The organism is Alteromonas sp. S005 (assembly GCF_036864475.1).
Lineage (GTDB): Bacteria > Pseudomonadota > Gammaproteobacteria > Enterobacterales > Alteromonadaceae > Alteromonas.
Window position 1 is genome coordinate 19715 of the sequence record NZ_JAZETN010000011.1, and the last position, 18716, is coordinate 38430.

At 45.2% G+C, this 18716-nt stretch carries 14 protein-coding genes; 5 read left to right on the forward strand and 9 right to left on the reverse strand.

Annotated features, from left to right (window positions below):
• Positions 1 to 5: 5 nt before the first annotated feature.
• The 3 genes from V7R55_RS13175 to hslU all read left to right on the forward strand — a co-directional run bounded on the left by V7R55_RS13175 (position 6) and on the right by hslU (position 2832).
• A complete protein-coding gene (locus V7R55_RS13175) occupies positions 6 to 746 on the forward strand; it encodes a hypothetical protein (RefSeq protein ID WP_334059866.1) in 741 nt (246 codons plus the stop codon).
• A gap of 150 nt (positions 747 to 896) precedes the next feature.
• Positions 897 to 1421 carry an ATP-dependent protease subunit HslV gene (gene hslV, locus V7R55_RS13180; protein ID WP_334059867.1) on the forward strand — a complete coding sequence of 175 codons (525 nt, stop codon included), beginning with the start codon at positions 897 to 899 and terminating at the stop codon, positions 1419 to 1421.
• Positions 1422 to 1503: 82 nt separating this feature from the next.
• A complete protein-coding gene (gene hslU / locus V7R55_RS13185) occupies positions 1504 to 2832 on the forward strand; it encodes an HslU--HslV peptidase ATPase subunit (RefSeq protein WP_334059868.1) in 1329 nt (442 codons plus the stop codon).
• 121 nt (positions 2833 to 2953) lie between these two features.
• On the opposite strand, the gene V7R55_RS13190 is transcribed toward hslU, so the two are convergent.
• From V7R55_RS13190 to V7R55_RS13220, 7 genes are all read right to left on the reverse strand, one after another.
• The gene (locus tag V7R55_RS13190; protein WP_334059869.1) at positions 2954 to 3397 is read right to left on the reverse strand and encodes a helix-turn-helix domain-containing protein; all 444 of its coding nucleotides are present in this window, start codon (positions 3395 to 3397) and stop codon (positions 2954 to 2956) included.
• Between the two features lie 9 nt (positions 3398 to 3406).
• Positions 3407 to 3748, reverse strand: a complete 342-nt coding sequence (locus tag V7R55_RS13195) for a DUF4258 domain-containing protein (protein WP_334059870.1) — start codon at positions 3746 to 3748, stop codon at positions 3407 to 3409.
• A gap of 140 nt (positions 3749 to 3888) precedes the next feature.
• Entirely contained in the window at positions 3889 to 4887 is a 999-nt protein-coding gene (locus V7R55_RS13200) for an ATP-grasp domain-containing protein (protein ID WP_334059871.1), read from the reverse strand.
• Positions 4888 to 5020: 133 nt separating this feature from the next.
• A complete protein-coding gene (locus V7R55_RS13205) occupies positions 5021 to 5242 on the reverse strand; it encodes a hypothetical protein (RefSeq protein ID WP_334059872.1) in 222 nt (73 codons plus the stop codon).
• A gap of 47 nt (positions 5243 to 5289) precedes the next feature.
• The gene (locus V7R55_RS13210; protein ID WP_334059873.1) at positions 5290 to 5601 is read right to left on the reverse strand and encodes a helix-turn-helix domain-containing protein; all 312 of its coding nucleotides are present in this window, start codon (positions 5599 to 5601) and stop codon (positions 5290 to 5292) included.
• On the reverse strand, positions 5598 to 7874 hold the full coding sequence (locus V7R55_RS13215; protein WP_334059874.1) for a peptidase domain-containing ABC transporter: 2277 nt from the start codon (positions 7872 to 7874) through the stop codon (positions 5598 to 5600). The genes V7R55_RS13210 and V7R55_RS13215 overlap by 4 nt, the downstream gene beginning before the upstream one ends.
• A 2-nt stretch (positions 7875 to 7876) precedes the next feature.
• The gene (locus V7R55_RS13220) at positions 7877 to 9130 is read right to left on the reverse strand and encodes an HlyD family secretion protein (RefSeq protein WP_334059875.1); all 1254 of its coding nucleotides are present in this window, start codon (positions 9128 to 9130) and stop codon (positions 7877 to 7879) included.
• Positions 9131 to 9561: 431 nt separating this feature from the next.
• On the opposite strand from V7R55_RS13220, the gene V7R55_RS13225 reads away from it, so the two are divergent.
• A complete protein-coding gene (locus tag V7R55_RS13225; RefSeq protein ID WP_334059876.1) occupies positions 9562 to 11106 on the forward strand; it encodes a hydroxymethylglutaryl-CoA reductase in 1545 nt (514 codons plus the stop codon).
• Positions 11107 to 11216: 110 nt separating this feature from the next.
• Here V7R55_RS13225 and V7R55_RS13230 read toward each other — a convergent pair whose 3' ends face one another.
• Positions 11217 to 14552, reverse strand: coding sequence for an amidohydrolase family protein (locus V7R55_RS13230; RefSeq protein ID WP_334059877.1), 3336 nt, complete (start codon positions 14550 to 14552; stop codon positions 11217 to 11219).
• A 260-nt stretch (positions 14553 to 14812) separates the two neighbouring features.
• Here V7R55_RS13230 and V7R55_RS13235 point away from each other — a divergent pair, with 260 nt between their 5' ends.
• A complete protein-coding gene (locus tag V7R55_RS13235) occupies positions 14813 to 17020 on the forward strand; it encodes a molybdopterin oxidoreductase family protein (RefSeq protein ID WP_334059878.1) in 2208 nt (735 codons plus the stop codon).
• A gap of 271 nt (positions 17021 to 17291) precedes the next feature.
• Here V7R55_RS13235 and gorA read toward each other — a convergent pair whose 3' ends face one another.
• Positions 17292 to 18641 (reverse strand): glutathione-disulfide reductase, encoded by a 1350-nt coding sequence (gene gorA, locus V7R55_RS13240; RefSeq protein ID WP_334059879.1) that lies wholly within the window; start codon positions 18639 to 18641, stop codon positions 17292 to 17294.
• Positions 18642 to 18716: the final 75 nt, after the last annotated feature.

Below are 18716 nucleotides of genomic sequence, written 5' to 3' on the forward strand. Positions count from 1 at the left end.
TATGAATGAGTATTGCCATCACTGAACAACCAGATTACGCCGCTTATAGCATAGAAGAGCTTGAGGACGTTCTGGAAAATATCGATAAGCAGGCTTTTCCAGAGCGCTACCAAGCAGCAAAGCATGAGCTCGCTTCTAGGCGGGCAACGCAGCCACCTGTCAATGATACGGATAGCACCCATCAAGATGAGCATTTTACTCGACCTAAATGGTCTGAGCTTCATCCAATAACACGTATCAGTAACGTTACTTTTTTACTACTTATTGGCGCTATGTTCGTAAGTGCTTTTACCGATTTTATCGTGATCAATGGATGGCTAGACAATTCGAATTGGGCCATCGTACTTCTCACTTTTGCCTATAGCGCCTTTTATTACCTCGCCATTTTTATCGATAAGCGGCACGCGCAGTTTGTGACTAAAGATTTACGTGGAAAAATGACGTTATTTGGTATGCCGCTATTAGCCTTTTTCTTAAGCTTTAGTTTTGTTGATACGGCATTGCCTTACACGCTTCATTTAGCCTCCGATAAACAAAAGATAGAAAGAAAATTTGCTTATGAAAAAGGAAGCGGCTCTAAGCACTGTCGACATCCACTTTTGCTAAAGGAGAGCGGCCCCCTGTCTGATGGGCGCTTATGCTTAAGGGAAAGCGAGCACAAACGCCTACCGAATAAAGGGTGGGCGTATGTTAAGGGCCACGAAAGTGGTTTTGGTTTTGACATTGAAGGATATCGATTTCGCTAAGCCCATATAATAGGTAGCTCTGAGAGCACATTATTCTATCTTACCCTTGAAATTAAAAAGCCTTCCCCCACTTATTTGTTATTGAATTTTAACGCTGCTGCCTTTGCTAGACGAAAAACGCAGCAGCGCCCAGCTTAACGGGGAAATAACGTGACAACGATTGTATCTGTACGACGTGGGAATCAAGTGGTAATGGCCGGTGACGGACAGGTATCACTGGGCAACACCGTAATGAAAGGGAATGCGCGCAAAGTGCGCCGTTTGTACCACGACAAAATTTTAGCGGGTTTTGCTGGCGGTACTGCAGACGCATTTACGCTATTTGAACGCTTTGAAGCCAAGCTTGAAGCGCACCAAGGCCATTTAACCAAAGCAGCGGTTGAACTTGCCAAAGACTGGCGGACAGATAGGGCGCTACGCAAACTCGAAGCCCTGCTTGCCGTAGCCGACGAAACGGCGTCATTCATCATTACCGGTAACGGTGACGTAGTGCAGCCAGAACAAGATCTTATTGCTATTGGCTCTGGCGGTAACTATGCACAAGCCGCAGCTACCGCACTTTTAAATAATACCGAGTTAAGCGCTAAAGAAATTGCTGAAAAGTCGCTGACCATTGCTGGTGATATTTGCGTATTCACTAACCATAGCCAAACGGTTGATGTACTAGATTACTAAATAATAGCTAAAGCTATTATTGGCTTGTTGTCGCTCGTTTACGTAGCAAGTACAACAAGTATTGTTAGAAAAGGGTTTATTCATGTCTGAGATGACACCAAGAGAAATTGTTCACGAGTTAGACCGACACATTATCGGTCAACAAGATGCCAAGCGCGCTGTATCTATTGCACTTAGAAACCGCTGGCGTCGTATGCAGCTTGAGCCTGAGTTGCGCCAAGAAGTTACGCCAAAAAATATTTTAATGATTGGTCCTACAGGGGTGGGTAAAACCGAAATCGCTCGCCGCTTAGCTAAGCTTGCTAACGCGCCTTTTATTAAGGTTGAAGCGACAAAGTTCACCGAAGTGGGCTATGTGGGTAAAGAAGTTGAAACCATCATTCGTGATCTTGCCGACATCGCGGTAAAAATGACGAAAGAAAACGAAATGAAGAAAGTGAAATTCCGCGCTGAAGAAGCAGCGGAAGAGCGCATTTTAGATGTTTTGCTTCCCCCGCCAGAAGACGCGTGGGGCAACAAAGAAGACGTTGAAGATCGCGGCACACGCCAAGCATTTCGCAAGAAGCTACGTCAGGGCGATTTAGACGACAAAGAAATTGAAATTGACGTAGCACTTCCGCAGATGGGCGTAGAAATCATGGCGCCTCCTGGTATGGAAGAAATGACTAATCAGCTTCAAGGCATGTTCCAAAACTTGTCGGGTTCGCAAAAGAAAAAGAAGAAGCTGAAAATTAAAGAGGCGTTTAAACTGCTTATTGAAGAAGAGGCAGCACGCCTTGTAAATCAAGAAGATTTGAAAGAAAAAGCCATTGAGTCAGTAGAACAGCACGGTATTGTGTTTGTAGACGAAATCGACAAAATTTGTAAGCGTGAAGGCAATACGTCAGGCGATGTGTCTCGTGAAGGCGTACAGCGTGACCTGCTTCCACTAGTGGAAGGTTCAACGGTATCGACAAAACACGGCATGGTTAAAACCGACCATATCTTGTTTATCGCTTCGGGCGCATTCCAAATGAGCAAGCCGTCAGATCTTATTCCAGAGCTTCAGGGTCGTCTACCTATTCGCGTTGAGCTATCTGCACTTAAAGTCGGTGACTTCAAGCGCATTCTGACCGAGCCAAACGCGTCATTAACTCAGCAGTATGTTGCATTAATGAAAACCGAAGGGGTTGATATCAGCTTCGATGACTCGGGCATTCAGCGAATTGCAGAAGCAGCGTGGCAGGTGAATGAGCGCACCGAAAACATTGGCGCACGTCGCTTGCACACAGTGCTAGAGCGCCTTATGGAAGACATCTCGTTTGACGCCTCTGAAAAGAGCGGTGAGTCATTCGTGATTGATGCAGATTACGTTAATAGTCACCTAGAAACCTTGGTAGATAACGAAGATCTGTCGCGTTTCATCCTTTAATTAATCGCTAAGTAAAGGCCTCTTCCTGTAGTTGGGTTGAGAGTCTTCGCTTCTACACAAACAGAAAGTAAAAAGCCGACTCTATGAATGATGTCGGCTTTTTTATTGAAAAAAGTAAGGTTTAGTCTGCTACTTTTTCCCAGTGGTCTTCAATTTCTTCAAGACGAATTATACTTGCAGCTTCTTCAGCCTGAGTATCGGCAAGTAGATCAAGAAAGTAACTAACAGGATTATTCTTTTCTTGGCGTTCCATGTACAGCGCCCTTAAAGCAGCATCTGTTGTCCTTGGAATTTTCGTTTGGCCTTTCTCGTAACGTGCAATGGTCTGTTCGTCGACACCAAAACGAGTCGCGAGTATTTTCTGAGAAATATTTAATTCAATACGTAAGAATTTAAACTCATCGTGTGCAAGAGGCTTGTTGGTGTAAACAATTGTCTGTGCTATCGCGCTATGAAGACCGTTCATGTCGTCAATGCTTGTATATTCTTCGCCATCGACAATCTCAACAGTAACACCATTTTTCAGAAACACATTTGACAACCCACTTTCAGTGTAATGGTACATATAAGCCTCTCAAACTATCCAAACAGTAACAAGCACTGATGTTGGACTATCATGATGATTCTTTAGTGCTATGGTTAGTTCAATGACTTTTCCCGCTGCTAAACCTTTAAGATTAAATTTCCAGTCACCGGTTATATCAAGATATGGCCCTTCCCTAAACACCGAATATTTACTCTTAAGCAAAGTCATCACCTGACCTGTAGTTACCCCTCGCTCATGCATACGCTGCTTTACATGCTTACTCCACCGAATTCTATGAGTATGGTTTTCTGCAAGTTCGCTCATTATTTTCCTTGCTGTTTGCGCTGTAAGAGGGAATTCCTTAACGCCTTTAGGGGACTTTCGGGCCATATTTATTTGTCCGTTACCTATCATGTTGATAGGTTGGGGGTGTGTTGTCAATAAACATTTTTAACAGCTATGTAAATAGCAGCTGAGAGAATATACAAAGCGCTTAGAAGCAAATAGGTTTATTGAAATGTTTAGAAAAACTAAATCTTCACAAGCAGCGCCACCAATTTCTCTGTTATATCTAAGCCAGTATCGTTTTCTACTTTCAAAAAATAAGGGCTGGGGTTCGCCTCTAGAAAAAAGTACTTTCCCTTCGCACTTCTGCGCCAGTCGATTGCGCACCAATACATGCCTAACGCTTGGCAAATTTTAATAGCCATACGCTGCACCTCGTTTGGGATAATAGTCACAGACACACTGGCATTGTCATCGTTTCTATAATCTAGTTCGCTTGAGTCAATTTGTACGCTTAGCACATCATCGCCAAGCACATAGCTACGTACATTTTCGCCCGCAATGTATTTTTGGAAGGTCACAGGGCGCTCACTTAAAAGTGTATTTAGGAGCGGGCGCATATTAGGTTGTTTATTTACAAATTGCGCCGTACGACCTCCGCGCACCGGCTTGTAAACAACTTCGCGCATGTTGTTGCAAAACTGAGAGGCGACTTCGGGCGCATTACCAACAAAGGTGTAGGGTATATATGCTCCTAACTTGCCAGCAACGCGCGATTGATAAGGCTTGCATTGATGACTTCTCACGGCATCGATAGAGTTCACCCATTTGATATCGCTATAGCTAAACCAACAAAGCAAGGTACTTGCCCGTTCTTGCTCGGTCCAAGTAGCACTTGCTATCAGATTAGAAGGCTTATCTTTAGGCTTTACTACCTTACTTTGGTTATTTACTGTGTGGTCGGGATGAGCTTGCTCACTTGACGCTGTCAACGAAGCTCCCGGTAAATATTCATGCCAGTAGGCCGCTTTGGTGTTCGAAAAGGTCACTCTTGGCTGGTCGCACAATGAAGGCGAATTGAAATGAATTAACCCATCATCAAAATCAGGGTCGTAGCTAATGCTCCATGTTGAACCGAACTGTTGTGTATTAGCAATATAAAAAGGGATAGTTGTTTGACTAAGTGCCTTTGCTACGTGTTGAATTTGTGGGTCTTGCTCGCTTCCTAATAGTGCAACGTGCATTCGCATTCCTTGCTAGCGGGTTATGGGTAAATATTTATACTCACTGGTATAAGAGTATCTGGATGTTAAAAGCGCAACACATGGATATGACAGAATTAGTGTCTATCCATATGTTGACGCTAAATCTTTAAAACTAGGACAATATATCCGGTAGCTTTCCGCCGCCTTCACCAATGGCCATAGTTATGTAAACTGGCTCTTTCGGTGTTGGACCTACTACCGGTACGGTATCACTTAAACGAATGCGTAGGCCGCCGGATACTTCAAACAGCTGCGTTTCGGCTAAAGCAACGGGCTCGGTGCTTGCTGGTTGGTTTAGATTTGGTTGGTTGTGGTTTAGTTGATGGTGTTTCATAAAGTACGCTCCTTGTAGTGGCGTGTTGAGTGATGAAGTGGCAGCGCTTAAAGCGACACCACCTCTTGGTAAAGGGTTCTAAAACAGCAGGCGATGAGCGCCGAACGATTAGATATATTGAGCTTTTTATAAATATTGGCGCAGTGAAACTTAACGGTTCGCTCGCTGATAAATAGCTCAGAGGCGATCACTTTGTTAGAGCAGCCTTCCATTATTTTGTGTGCTACCTGTAGCTCGCGTTTCGACAAACAGTCCATTGGAATAACGCTGTCACGAGCGGTAATGCCGCTCGCATCTATTTGCATGCGCTCAGCTGCTGTCATCAATACTGCGGGTTCTCTTACTTCATGGTTTTTCATAGTGTTTCTCCGTGTTTATCTGATGTTGCGCTTCCGGTTACTTCAGTGGGAGAGCATAGGTGTAATGTGCCGTGTTCAAGACGATAAACTTTGTCTGCCACAGCAATAGATTGAGGGCGATGTGCCACAATAATTCGGGTCATATTCAAAGATTTGAGGTGTTGATTTATCTGTTTCTCATTGCCCACATCTAGATGGCTGCTTGCTTCGTCTAAGAACAAAATATCAGGCTCTTGGTATAGCGCTCTTGCTAAAAGCAGGCGCTGTTTCTGGCCACCGCTTAAACTGCTACCCATATCGCCTACTAGCGAGTGGTATTGCATAGGCATGTGCATAATGTCGTGATGAATACAGGCAAGTTGTGCTACATAAACCATCTTTTGAAGGTTAGGGACTTCTTCAAAACAACAGATATTTTGCCCAATCGTGCCGCTTAAGCAGGCGTCTTCTTGAAGAACAGAAGCAATGACAGGGTTGGTCTTGTTAGTGTGCTCTATGCTGCCTTGGGAGGCTGGATAAAGGCCCATTAAGCACTTCAGCAACGTGCTTTTTCCACAGCCGCTGCCACCGATTATGGCTATGATTTCGCCGGCTTTTACTGAAAATGTCAGGTTTTTAAATACCCAATCATTCGTCTCTCCATAGCGGTAGCTGAGTGACCTTACCTTAAGCGCGGTAGTACCTGGCAAAGCGTCATCGTCGAAAGTGCTACTTTCCAGTGTGTCAGCTTTCGGCTGGTTAAGTGGAGTAGGACTAGATGAAATTGAATTCGAAGCAGGGATATCACAGTTATGTGTACTGTGAACGTCAAGTGAACGCTCTACATTATGTAGTGGCTGAGTCTTGGTTTGTTGCGCTGCAGGTGTAAGTAAAATGTCGCTTAAGCGGTTGAAATGAACACCCAGCATGTTGAGCTCAATGAACTTGTTCACTATACCGTCGATAGCGCCTACAAATCTCGACTTATATGCTACAAAGGCCAGCAGCATGCCTATGGAAAGGCTACCTTGCATGACGAGGTTCGCCCCAATATAAACAACAACTAGATTTTCAATACCGAACAACAGTTGGTTTGCCAGCGCGCTACCTATGTTAAATTTCCCTAAAGTGATGTCTTTATTAAGCGTTGCAACTAGCTTGTTTTGCCAAAGGCTGTGACGCTGAATCTCTTGCCCGTAGACCCGAATGGGTAATATCGCTCTTACGCTTTCCATGAAGTGGCTTTGTTCAGAAGCGGCCAGAGCTATGCGCTCAGTGGTATGTCTTTTAATAAACGGCAGAAGTCCAAGACGGATGGTTAAATAGATAACCATAATCACGACGACAACCAATGTGAGCTTAAAGGAATACAGACTCATCACCGCCAAAGTAGCGACTGCCATAACTCCATCTAACATAGCAGTAACGACCCCAGTGGTTAGAAAATCTCGAATGCTTGCCAGAGAGCCAAAGCGCGATACCACATCACCAATGTGGCGCTTATCAAAATAGTCTAAGGGAAGAGCTAAAAGGTGTTTGAATACCGATGCTGACATTTGTAGCTGAAGGCGGGATGAAACTGACAAGATAACGAACTTTCTTATACCGCTTGTAAAAGTTTCTATAATCAGCAATAAGGTAAAGCCAATAGCGAGAGCTTTGAGCAAGGCATCGTTGTTGTAGATTAATACGTCGTCTACCACTGTTTGCATGTAGTAAGGTGCAGCAAGAGCAAAAATCTGCAGCACTATCGATAACGCAAAAAGGGTGAGTAGGTTACGTTTGAAGCCAATGGCGCGGGAGAAAAACTGAGTAAGCCCAAGTTGGGGGGCAGACTTTTTAGGGCTGAAAGTGTTACTTGGTGAGACTTCTAGCGCGATCCCCGTGATGTACTTTGAGGCTTCAGAAAAGCTAAGCTTTCTTTTTCCTAACGCGGGATCATGGACAAAAATATGTTTCCCTGTCACTTTCGTCAAAACAACAAAGTGATTCATATCCCAGTGCAATATGCCCGGGCAAGATAGCTGCGCTAGGTGCTCCATCTCTACTTTAACCGCACGGGTTTGAAAGCCCAAGTCACTGGCAATTCGCATTACGTCTTTTAAGGTCGTACCTCGCAAAGACACAGATATGCTTTGACGCAAAGTATTAAGATCTCGCTTATCGGAGTAGTATTGAGCAATCATTGCTATACAGGCAAGACCACACTCAGCAGCTTCGCTTTGCAAAATAACCGGTACACGCTTGGTTGTATGAAAAAGCTGTACCGAAAGAGGGGGCGTTAAGCTCATCATGATTACAGCTCCCCTTTAATGCTATAAAGTGGTTCCATTAACCATTCCATAAGCGTGCGTTGACTTAATTGAACATCTGCCGAAAATGTCATGCCCGCTTTCAATGAAATACTTTTTCCGTACGCCAGTATTTCATTCGTACTCAAAGTGGCAGTAACTAAATAGGCGGGTTCGCTAATAGAAATAGGTACATCGGTAAGTTCGCCAGGTAAGACTAGTGACGGGGAAATATTCACTATCTCGCCAAACTGTACACCAAACTTTTGATAGGGGAACGCGTCGTATCGTATATGAAGGGCTTGTCCTTCTTGTAAAAAGCCCGCTGAACGCACGGGAACTGCAATGCGTGCTTGAATGTCAGCATTTTGAGGAAGCAGCGTGAGTAGAGGGCGAGAGCTATCAACCGTATACCCCGCTTTAACGTGTAGACCTGATATTACACCACTGCGAGGCGCATAAATTATCTCTTCCATATTACTTTTGTGATTCACAATTTGCTGAGTGAGATCGCTATATGTGTTCTCTATATTTGCGAGCTCGTTGGCTTGTTGCTCAGGCAATGTAGCTAGCGCATGGTTTATCGTTGCTATATTGGCTTGCTCATTACTCCAGTCCTTCTTAGCTAAAGCGAGTTTCTGCTCTGCATTCAAGCGTTGGAGTGTATGTGCTTCAAAGTCAGCACGGCTAATATGCCCTTGCTCGAGTAAGGTTCGTGCTTTTTCCCATTGCTTAGATGCCAGGAACCACTGCGTTTGGGTTAAAGCAATAATGTCACTTAAAGCCGTTGAGGTTTGTTCTGCTTGAGAAAGCTGCTCATCCAACCTCTCTTTTTGGGCTAGGTGCAAGGTGTGCAGGCGCTTTATACTCTGGCGAGTTCTGCTTTGTTTCGCTTCTAATTCCGCAAGTAACTGGGTACTGACTCTATGACCGAACGCATCTTTGCTGCTGTAGCTAATTTTTATTAGCGGCGTTCCTTTTTCAACTAACTGGCCTTCACTGACGATAACGTCGAGTACCTTTCCTCGTCTTGCGTCTGAATAAAGCTTAAATACGCCATGGCTAGGTTCTAGCCATCCAGTTACTGAAGCTTTTCGTGCATAAGTTTCCATATTTAGGTATACGGTAACCGCTAAGATCCATACGGCAAGCAGCCCAGCTACCGCTGAATAGGCTGGCCTAGGCGTCATTAAAAAGCTCCCTTCAACATTATTTGATTGCTCATCAATAACTTCTTTTCTAAACAACCCTGTTCTCATGTTAATCCCTATATATTCTGCTTCTTGCACTGAAGACTTGTTCAAACATCCCTTGTTTTAGCAATAACCTCGCACATAAAGAGTACCTGGCTGCCGCTTCCATATCGGCGATTAATCCTTGGCATCGCAATCCATGACGCCTCCGTTTTGCTACTACCAGATACCTTGTGGTCAACAATACTGCGGTGACGGTGTTTACTTTAGGTGAGGTAAGAAACCAATGAAGGGGGCGGAGGGTCTATTTTTCGGTAGCACGCATTCTCATTGGGCTTGGCGCATTTTTGAAAGCGTTTGGCCTAAATTTAAAAGTTGATATTGCGCAACAAAATGACGAAGAAATGCGAAGAAGTCATAGAAGTGTATAAAGAGTGTGCTATAAAAAACAAAGGAATATGAAAATAACACGGTAAGAATACGTAGAAGGAAGCAAGATGTTTGTACCCAGCATACTTTTAAAGCAACTTTACACACGTGCAAGCCTTACAAAAACAAACAAAGGCTTATCTTTTTCTCTGAAAAACAGATTAAAAGACGCGACAATCAAGGAAGTAAAATGGATTTCCCTTGATGGAGAGAAAATCCCTGAAGAAAAAATTTCACTCCAACTTACTACTGACACTTGTATTTCTGTAGAAGCTTTAAATAAGTCGGACGGGGAGCCGTTTGGCTTACGTCAAACCATTACCGTGCATTTAGACATTGATGAGGCCCCATGCCCTGAAAAGCGCAAATTGGGTATTTGCTTTTCTGCATCACCCTTTGGAAAGCTTAAATTCGAAGTAGAGGATAATATTACGGCACCCGGTCAACGTAGTGCTTTTATCCCCCGTGACGACATGGACGATTACGGTGAAAGCATTATAAAAACACGCCAAGAATATTTTGAAAGCGCTACGGACAAGAAAATTGACCACGTGGGTAAGTACTCAATTGACCCGCAAACGCTTAAAGGCAACATCGAGCATTTTATCGGCGTGGCACAAGTTCCTATTGGTGTCGCTGGGCCGCTCAAAATAAACGGTGAACACGCACAAGGTGAGTTTGTTGTGCCACTCGCGACTACTGAAGGTACATTGGTGGCGTCGTACAACCGCGGCATGAAGTTACTTAATATGAGTGGTGGCGTGACGGCCACGGTTGTTGATGACGCCATGCAGCGAGCCCCTGTTTTTATTTTTGAAAATGCACGGGGTGCCAGAGATTTCGTTAAGTGGATTAAAGCAAACTTTGAGAAGATTAAAGAAGAAGCAGAAGCGACCTCAAGTATTGCTAAGCTGACCTATATCGACCATTTCCTATCGAACAAGTTTGCGTTTTTGCGTTTTAACTTCAAGACCGGTGACGCAGCGGGTCAAAACATGGTTGGCCGTGCTACGTTCGCGGCGTGCGGATGGATAATCGATCACTATGAGGGAATAGAGAATTTCTATCTAGAATCTAACTTTGCCACCGACAAGAAAGCCTCTCAAATAAACATTATGCGTACTCGGGGCAAACGAGTAACAGCTGAAGCCACTATTAAACGCGAACATTTATTAGAGGTAATGCGCGTTGACCCTAAACAAATCGATTATCACGGCCGAGTGGCTGGCGTAGGGTCTTTCTTGTCAGGTGTCAATAATACCGGCCTTCATTCGCCAAATGGTATTACGGCTATGTTCATTGCTACTGGCCAAGACGTAGCAAACGTGTCGGAGTCGTCAGCGGCCATGATGTATTCAGAACTTACCGACGATGGCGACTTATATGTATCTATCACTATTCCTTCGCTTATTGTGGCAACCTATGGCGGTGGTACAGGAATAGGTACACAGCGCGAGTGCTTAGAGTTGCTGGATTGCTACGGGCGAGATCGCGTGTATAAATTTGCAGAAATTGTGGCGTCTGTGGTGTTGGCTGGAGAGATATCGCTAGCATCAGCCATTAGTTCGTCAGACTGGGTGTCGTCACACGAACAGTATGGCCGAAACCGCTAATCTCTCTTACTAACGCCTGATTAAAATAATGGCGTTACACCTATAAAAAAAGCCAGTGAGCTATGCTTCACTGGCTTTTTTATAAGTTTTATACCTAAAGCACTTAAGGCCTAATGCTCCCAATGATAGTGGTGCGCTTTCGCTTCCACTTCATCTGCCGTTTGTTGCGGCATAAAGGTGGCATTGTCCTGCTCAAAGAAAAACGGTTTACGTGTTTCTTTACTGCCTACTTCGTTCATGGTGGCCGACTCGTATACGCGTCCATTTAGTACGGTGTATTCTACGAATTCACTCTTTCTAATGTCGCTAAGCACATCGCCATCAATCACAACTAGGTCAGCAAGTTTACCTTTTTCGATACTGCCAAGATCTTTGCCCATACCTAGGTGTTTAGCGCCATCAATAGTACCGCCGCGTAGCGCTTCCCAAGGCGTGAAGCCGCCTTGTTCCATGATCCACAGTTCCCAGTGAGAAGCTAAGCCTTCACGCTGGCCGTGAGCGCCAATATGTACACTGACCCCATTATCTCGAAGCTCTTTGGCGTAGCTTGCTACGTTTTGGTGGTTGTACTGATTTTCTGGCGCAGTAGGTCTGCGGATCGCACGGCTATCTAGAATAGTCGACGGGGTGTAGCGAAGAAGACGCGGGTTCTTCCACACTTCAGTTTTGTCGTACCAGTACTCTTCACCCATCATGCCGCCGTACGACACAACAAAGGTCGGCGTATAGCCAAACTCTGTGGCTTTCCATAGTTGAGTAACATCACTGTAGCCTTTTTCCACAGGAATGCTGTGCTCAAGACCCGTATGGCCATCTACCAACATAGTCAGGTTCTGCTGAAGCTTACCGCCCCCTTCAGGCACTACCATCATCTCTTGATTTTTAGCCGCCCACAGCACTTGCTGACGCTGATCGCGACGCGGCTGGTTGTAGCTTTTCACTGAAATAGCACCGGCCTCTTTCAAGCGCTCTACGTGGAAATAGGCATCTTCATAATTATTGATAATCGCTTTGTACCCTAGCCCTTCTGCACCGTATAAAATCGTGCCGGTGGAGTAGATACGTGGCGCAACAATATCGCCTTTACGCTGTAATTCTGCCGCAGCAAAAATTTCTGTCGTGTCGTTTGAAGGGTCATGAATGGTTGTTACGCCGAACGACACATTCGAGTACTGACTCCAGTTTTGCTGAGGAATAATCTCATTGCGGCCCTGCGAGCCGTGAGCGTGCGCATCAACAAGCCCTGGGATAATGGTTTTACCCGTTGTGTCTATTTTCATTGCATCATCAGGAATGGTCACATCGCCACGTTTACCTACTGCTTCAATGCGGTTGTCTTTAATCAGCACAACGCCATCTTCAATCACCTCTTGGGTGTTGTCGGCATCGCGCATGGTTACCACTTTACCGCCAACCAAAGCTTTGTAACCAGATGGCTTGTCAGCTTTAGTAGTAAACGACAAGTTCATACCTTCAGCTACTGGCTCAGGTAAGGTTTCCGCTGCGCCATCAACAAAGGCAAAGGCTTCATCGAGTGAACGGCTAAATAGCGTAGGGCCGTTAAACCAGCTAAGGGTTCTATTGTCAGGCGACCACGTTAAGTATTCACCAGCACGGCTCGAAAGCTGCGTTACCGGCAGTGAGGTCATGTTCGGGCCTATGGTAATGCGCTTGCCATTTTCGACAAACGGCGCCACGTACGTTTTGAACTGGTAAACAAACGCAACCCATTTCTTATCGTGTGAAAGTTTGTACTCACTTACCTTATCTGCACCGTAAAGGTGGGTTCGCTTGTCGTTGCCCTTAAGGTTAACGCTTGAAAGCTGGGTTTCGTAGTAAGCTTCGCCGCCCGCTGATTCGGTGAAATATACTCGGTCATCGTTACCCGCGAAATGCGCGTTATAGCCGCCTTCAGAGACTTTTTCTACGGTGTCTTCTTCAAGATCTGCTACGTAAATTCCTGGCTCAACCGAGTATTTAGGGTCTAGTAAGTAGCCGCCCGTAAACTTGCGGAAGACGACTTTCTCGCCATCGGCAGAGAACGACGGCTCAATGAAGTGACCTGGCTGCTGGGTAATAACCTTTCCTTTCCCGCCACGAGCAGAAACCACGCGAACGGTGCCTAGGTCTTGGTCATTCCAGGTGGTATATACAATCGATTTTCCGTCGTTAGAAAAGCGCGGATAGTATTCGTCGTGGTCGTTTTGTTTCGTTAAACGCTTAATTTTGCCAGATTTAACGTCGCGCACATAAAGTTTACCTAACGCTTGGAAGAGTACGGATTTACCGTTGGGCGACATTTGAGACCAGCGGATCATGCGAACGTCAAATTCATCAGGTGCGACATCTACGTCAAAACGTAACGCATCGGCAAATTTCACCGTGCCTTCAACGGTCACGTCCATGGTGCTGGTGGTTTTATCTTTCACGTTGATAGTGTGGAACTTACCGCCTGTCCAATATACGATTTTGCTGCTGTCTGGCATCCAGTCGAAGTAGGCAAAGTAACCCTCTGAGCCAAAACCTTCCTGCATATCTCGCTCTAGTTCCAACGTCAGTGGTGTTTCTACACCTGTCTTGATATCTTTAATGAAAAGCGCGGTTCTATCTTTAACCCTACGTACAAAAGCGATGTATTTCCCGTCAGGTGAAGGCGTAGGAACGACGGCGCCGCCTGTACCGCTAATATAGCGGCTCTCTTCGCCGGTTTCGCGGTCGTAGCGAGTGATAGCAAAAATGCCCTCTAATGGGTCGCGGTTATATTCAAAGCGGGCACCCGGAACCGTATTTTCGGTAAAGTAAATGTACTTGCCGTCATGAGAAAATACAGGGTCGGCAATGTTTTGCTGGTCGCGTTTACCGCTGTTACGGGCTTTAATTTGTAAGCCGTCACCACCTGATTTGTGGTACATCCAAATTTCACCTGCAGGAATACTGCGACTAGACATGATGCCTTTGGTTACTACTAGGTATTCGCCGTCTGGACTCCATTTAGGGGAGTGGATTAGATTGCTTTTCTCTTTGGTTACCTGACGAAGATTACCGCCGTCAATGTCCATAACCCATACGTTGCTTAACCCATCTTTGTCTGAGATAAACGCAACCTGCTTTCCGTCAGGAGAAATAGAAGGGTGAATGTTCCATGCGAAGTCCTGAGTTAGCGGTGTCGCATCACCACCTTTCATGCTGACCTTATATAAGTCACCTAGCATGTCGAAAACCATAAACTTGCCATTTGGAGCAACGTCTAAACTGGACCACGTGGTTTCATTTGTTTTAATGCTAACTTCGTTTAGCGCGTAAGGAGGGTTGCTTACCTCCCACTTATCAAGTTCGGATTCTGTTTTTTCTTCACTGTCGTTTTGGGCGTATGTGGTAGGTACTACACCTAAGCCCAAAGCACTTACTAGAGTGACGGCTAGTAAACGTTTCTTTGTCGTTATCATAATTGTGTATCCAAGTGCTTGTTATTTATTTTCTGTCTACATCAGAGTACATGATTAAACGTAAAACACCGTACTCTTGGGTTGTAAAACTGAAGTTAATATTACTGCAAAATAAGCGAAATTCATTTAGCTAATGCGATTGTGGGCACAAATTTAACGTTCAACGAATGCGCCATCACTTTTAATGATGCTTGTCTATTACGGCAATAATCGCTAATTTCATAACAAGATATTAACAAATGACTCGTGTGGGAACTACTGTGAGCAACGTCGAACAACAATTGCATTATTCTACCTGTACGCTTTGTGAAGCCATGTGTGGCATTGAGGTAGCAACAAAAGGCCGTCAGATACTGTCAATAAAAGGGGATAAAGATAACCCTTTTAGCCAAGGCTATAGTTGCCCTAAAGCCAGTGCATTGAAAGATTTGTACGACGACCCTGACCGTTTGAAGCAGCCTGTTAAAAGAGTAAGTCTTGAAGGAGGCGAGAGCGAGTGGGAAGAAATCACTTGGGATGAGGCATTTGATTTAGTAGCGAATAATTTGCATAGCATCCAGCAAGCTCATGGCAACAATGCGGTAGGGGTATATTTAGGCAACCCTAATGCACACAATATGGGGTCGATATTGTTCGGGCCGTATTTCTACAGAGCGCTTAAATCGCATAACCGGTATTCCGCCACATCAGTTGACCAGTTACCACATCATATTGTCAGCAGAAGGCTGTTTGGTCATATTTCACAAATTCCTATTCCCGATATCGATCACACGCAACATTTTATGATTATTGGCGGAAACCCGCTGGCATCGAACGGCAGCATTATGACAGTGCCAAACGTGAAAAAGCGTTTAAAAGCCATTCAAAAGCGGGATGGGAAAGTGGTAGTTATCGACCCCAAGCGAAGCGAAACTGCCGATATTAGCTGCGAGCACCATTTCATTCGCCCGGGAAGCGATGTGTTGCTATTACTGGCAATGCTGCATGTGTTGTTTGAAAAACAGCTACATAAAATGGATGCAATATTGCCTTATGCCGAAGATATCAAAGAGGTAGAAAATTACGTTAAGGATTATTCGCCGCAAAAAGTGAGTGAGGCCACGGGTATTTCAGCGTCACACATTACTCAGCTAGTTACCGATTTCTGTGATGCCGACTCCGCCGTTTGCTATGGCAGAATGGGGGCAAGCGTGCAGGCATTTGGCACGCTAACGCAGTACTTAATTATGCTGTTTAACATGCTTACCGGAAACTTAGATAAGCGAGGCGGTATGATGTTCACGCAGCCTGCCGCCGACGTGCTTCCAGTATCAGGTAAAGGCAGTATGGGTGGGTTTACCTCTCGTGTAAGAGGGCTTCCGGCATTTGCCGGCGAGTATCCGGTGGCCTGCTTGGCCGAAGAGATACTTACGCCCGGTGAAGGTCAGATTAAAGCCATGGTGATTGGTGCGGGAAACCCAGTGGTTACTACACCTAATGCGGAACAGCTCGACAAGGCATTCTCTGAGCTCGACTTTATGGTGGCGGTAGATTTCTATGTTACCGAAACTTCTCGCCATGCCGATGTAATACTTCCTCCGGTGACTGCACTAGAGCGCGACCATTACGACATTGTATTTCACAACTTTGCGGTGCGTAATTTTGCTACCTACTCTGAAGCGGCAGTGGAAATAGATGAAGATCAGCTGACTGATTGGCAAATTTACTTGTCTTTAGCCGAGCGGTTAGATGCTTTAAATGGAAAAAATACAGCACACTATGCTGCACTTTGGGATAAGCAACCAAAAGGTGTGGTCGACGATTTATTAAAAGCTGGATTGTATGGCGGTAAACCAAGAAGTGCCGACGAAGAGGCTTTTGCTTATTCAAATTTCGCAGCTGATGAAAGCCAAGTGCGAGGACTTTCGCTTGAGGCGCTAAAAGCACATCCCCACGGTATTGATTTAGGGCCGCTTCAACCGTCTTTGCCTGAAGCCTTGTTCCATGAAGATAAGAAAATACACTTAGATTTTGATTACTTTATGTCGGACTTAGACAGAGTGAATAAGTACTTCTTTGACGTTGAAAATCAAGAAAAATCAATGGTCTTAATAGGGCGCAGGCATATTAAAACTAATAACTCGTGGCTGCATAACAGCCCGCGTATGGTTAAAGGCAATAATCGTTGTACGCTACAGCTTCACCCTGACGATGCCAAAGCACACGGTATTGAAGATGGTGATAAGGTGAGCGTGAAATCGCGAGTAGGGCAACTGACGGTCGAGGCAGAAATTACCGACGCAATTATGCCTAGCGTGGTTTCTATACCTCATGGTTGGGGGCACAACAAGAAAGGTATAAAGCTTTCGGTGGCAAGCCAAACCCCAGGGGTAAATACCAATATTCTTACCGACGATTTACAGGTTGATGAACTGTCTGGAAATGCAGTGCTAAACGGCGTACCCGTTGAGTTAGAAAAAGCTGAATAGCGAGAAACATCATTGATTAAGGGAAGACGACCAAGAGCTTGTCAGGATAGATGCACTGTTAACTGCAATTTCAGAGCAGTTAAAAGTTCGAGTAGAAGAGTTCTCGCACGCTGAGATAGAAGAGGAAGAGTACTTGGATGTTGAGTTTTTCTAAAACACTTATGTGGCATCCCTTCAAATGACAACCCCATCATATGATGGGGTTGTCATTGATAATTATAGCCAGCCTGGCAACTCGTTTATACAAGTTAACCTTCAACTTCCATATCTATCATGTCATCGTAACAAATTCTTCACCACTGGTAGGGTGAATTGCAACGCACGCATCAAAGTCAGCTTTGGTCGCGCCCATTTTTATGGCAACGGCGAAACCTTGCAGAATTTCATCCATACCGTGACCAATACCGTGTAGACCTACCACTTTCTCGTCCTTACCAGCACACACTAGCTTCATCTTTGTCATTTGGCGATGGCGGGTTACCGCCGTGTACATAGACGCAAAGCTCGAAGTGTAAACCTTGATGTTGTCTTCGCCGTATTCTTCGACAGCTTCTGGCTCGGTTAGGCCAATTGTGCCGATAGGCGGATGACTAAACACCACGGTTGGAATCATCGAGTAATCCATGTGAGCATCTTTTTGGCCGTTAAACAAGCGTTCGCTTAGCAAGCGGCCCGCCTTTATCGCGACAGGCGTTAATTCTGCCTCACCAGTAATATCACCTACAGCGTACACGTTTTTGGCTGTGGTGTTTTGATACTTATCTACTTTAACTGTACCGTCATCACTCAACTCGACATCGGTATTTTCAATATCGATTTTGTCGGTAGATGGCTTGCGTCCAATCGCCCAAATTAAGCAGTCAGCCTTAAGTACCTCGCCATTGGTTAAGTGTACTGATAGCTCGCCATTATCAGCTTTTTCAACTTTTTCCACGCTAGCATGATCGTGCAACTTACAGCCTTCAGCATGGATCATATCCACTAAGGTTTCGTGAATAATGGGGTCGAAGTTTCTAAGTGGCGCGTGTTTGCGAACGACTAAATGTGACTCTGTTCCTAGCGCATGAAGTACGCCAGCTAGTTCAACGCCAATGTATCCTGCGCCAACTACTACAGCGCGCTTTGGTTGTTCTTTAAGTGCAAAGAAACCATCAGAGTCAATACCGTATTCGGCACCTTCAATATCTGGAATTATCGGATGGCCGCCAACGGCAATGGTTATATGATCGGCGGTATACCGCTCACCATTAACTTCCACAGTGTTATTATCGATAAACTTCGCAAAGCCGCGAATAAGTGTTACATCGTTTGCAGTAAGTACGCGATCGTAAGAGGCGTGGATACGCTCAATATATGCCTGGCGGCTGGCAATAAGGCTGTCCCAGCTAAAGTGGTTTACCGACAAATCGAATCCGTATTCAGGGGCGTAACGGTGAATGGCTTCAGCAATCTGAGCGCCGTACCACATGGCTTTTTTCGGTACGCATCCCACGTTCACACAGGTACCGCCAATATCTTTTGCCTCAATGATAGCGGCCTTCTTTCCGTGCTTTGCCGCCCGGTTCGCAGATGCGATACCGCCACTGCCACCACCAATACAAATATAATCAAAATGTGTCATTCAAAAAGCCTTCTTTATCGGATTTACGATCGTGAACACAAGCATAAACGCTTAACCACGTTCGCTCAGCAAATC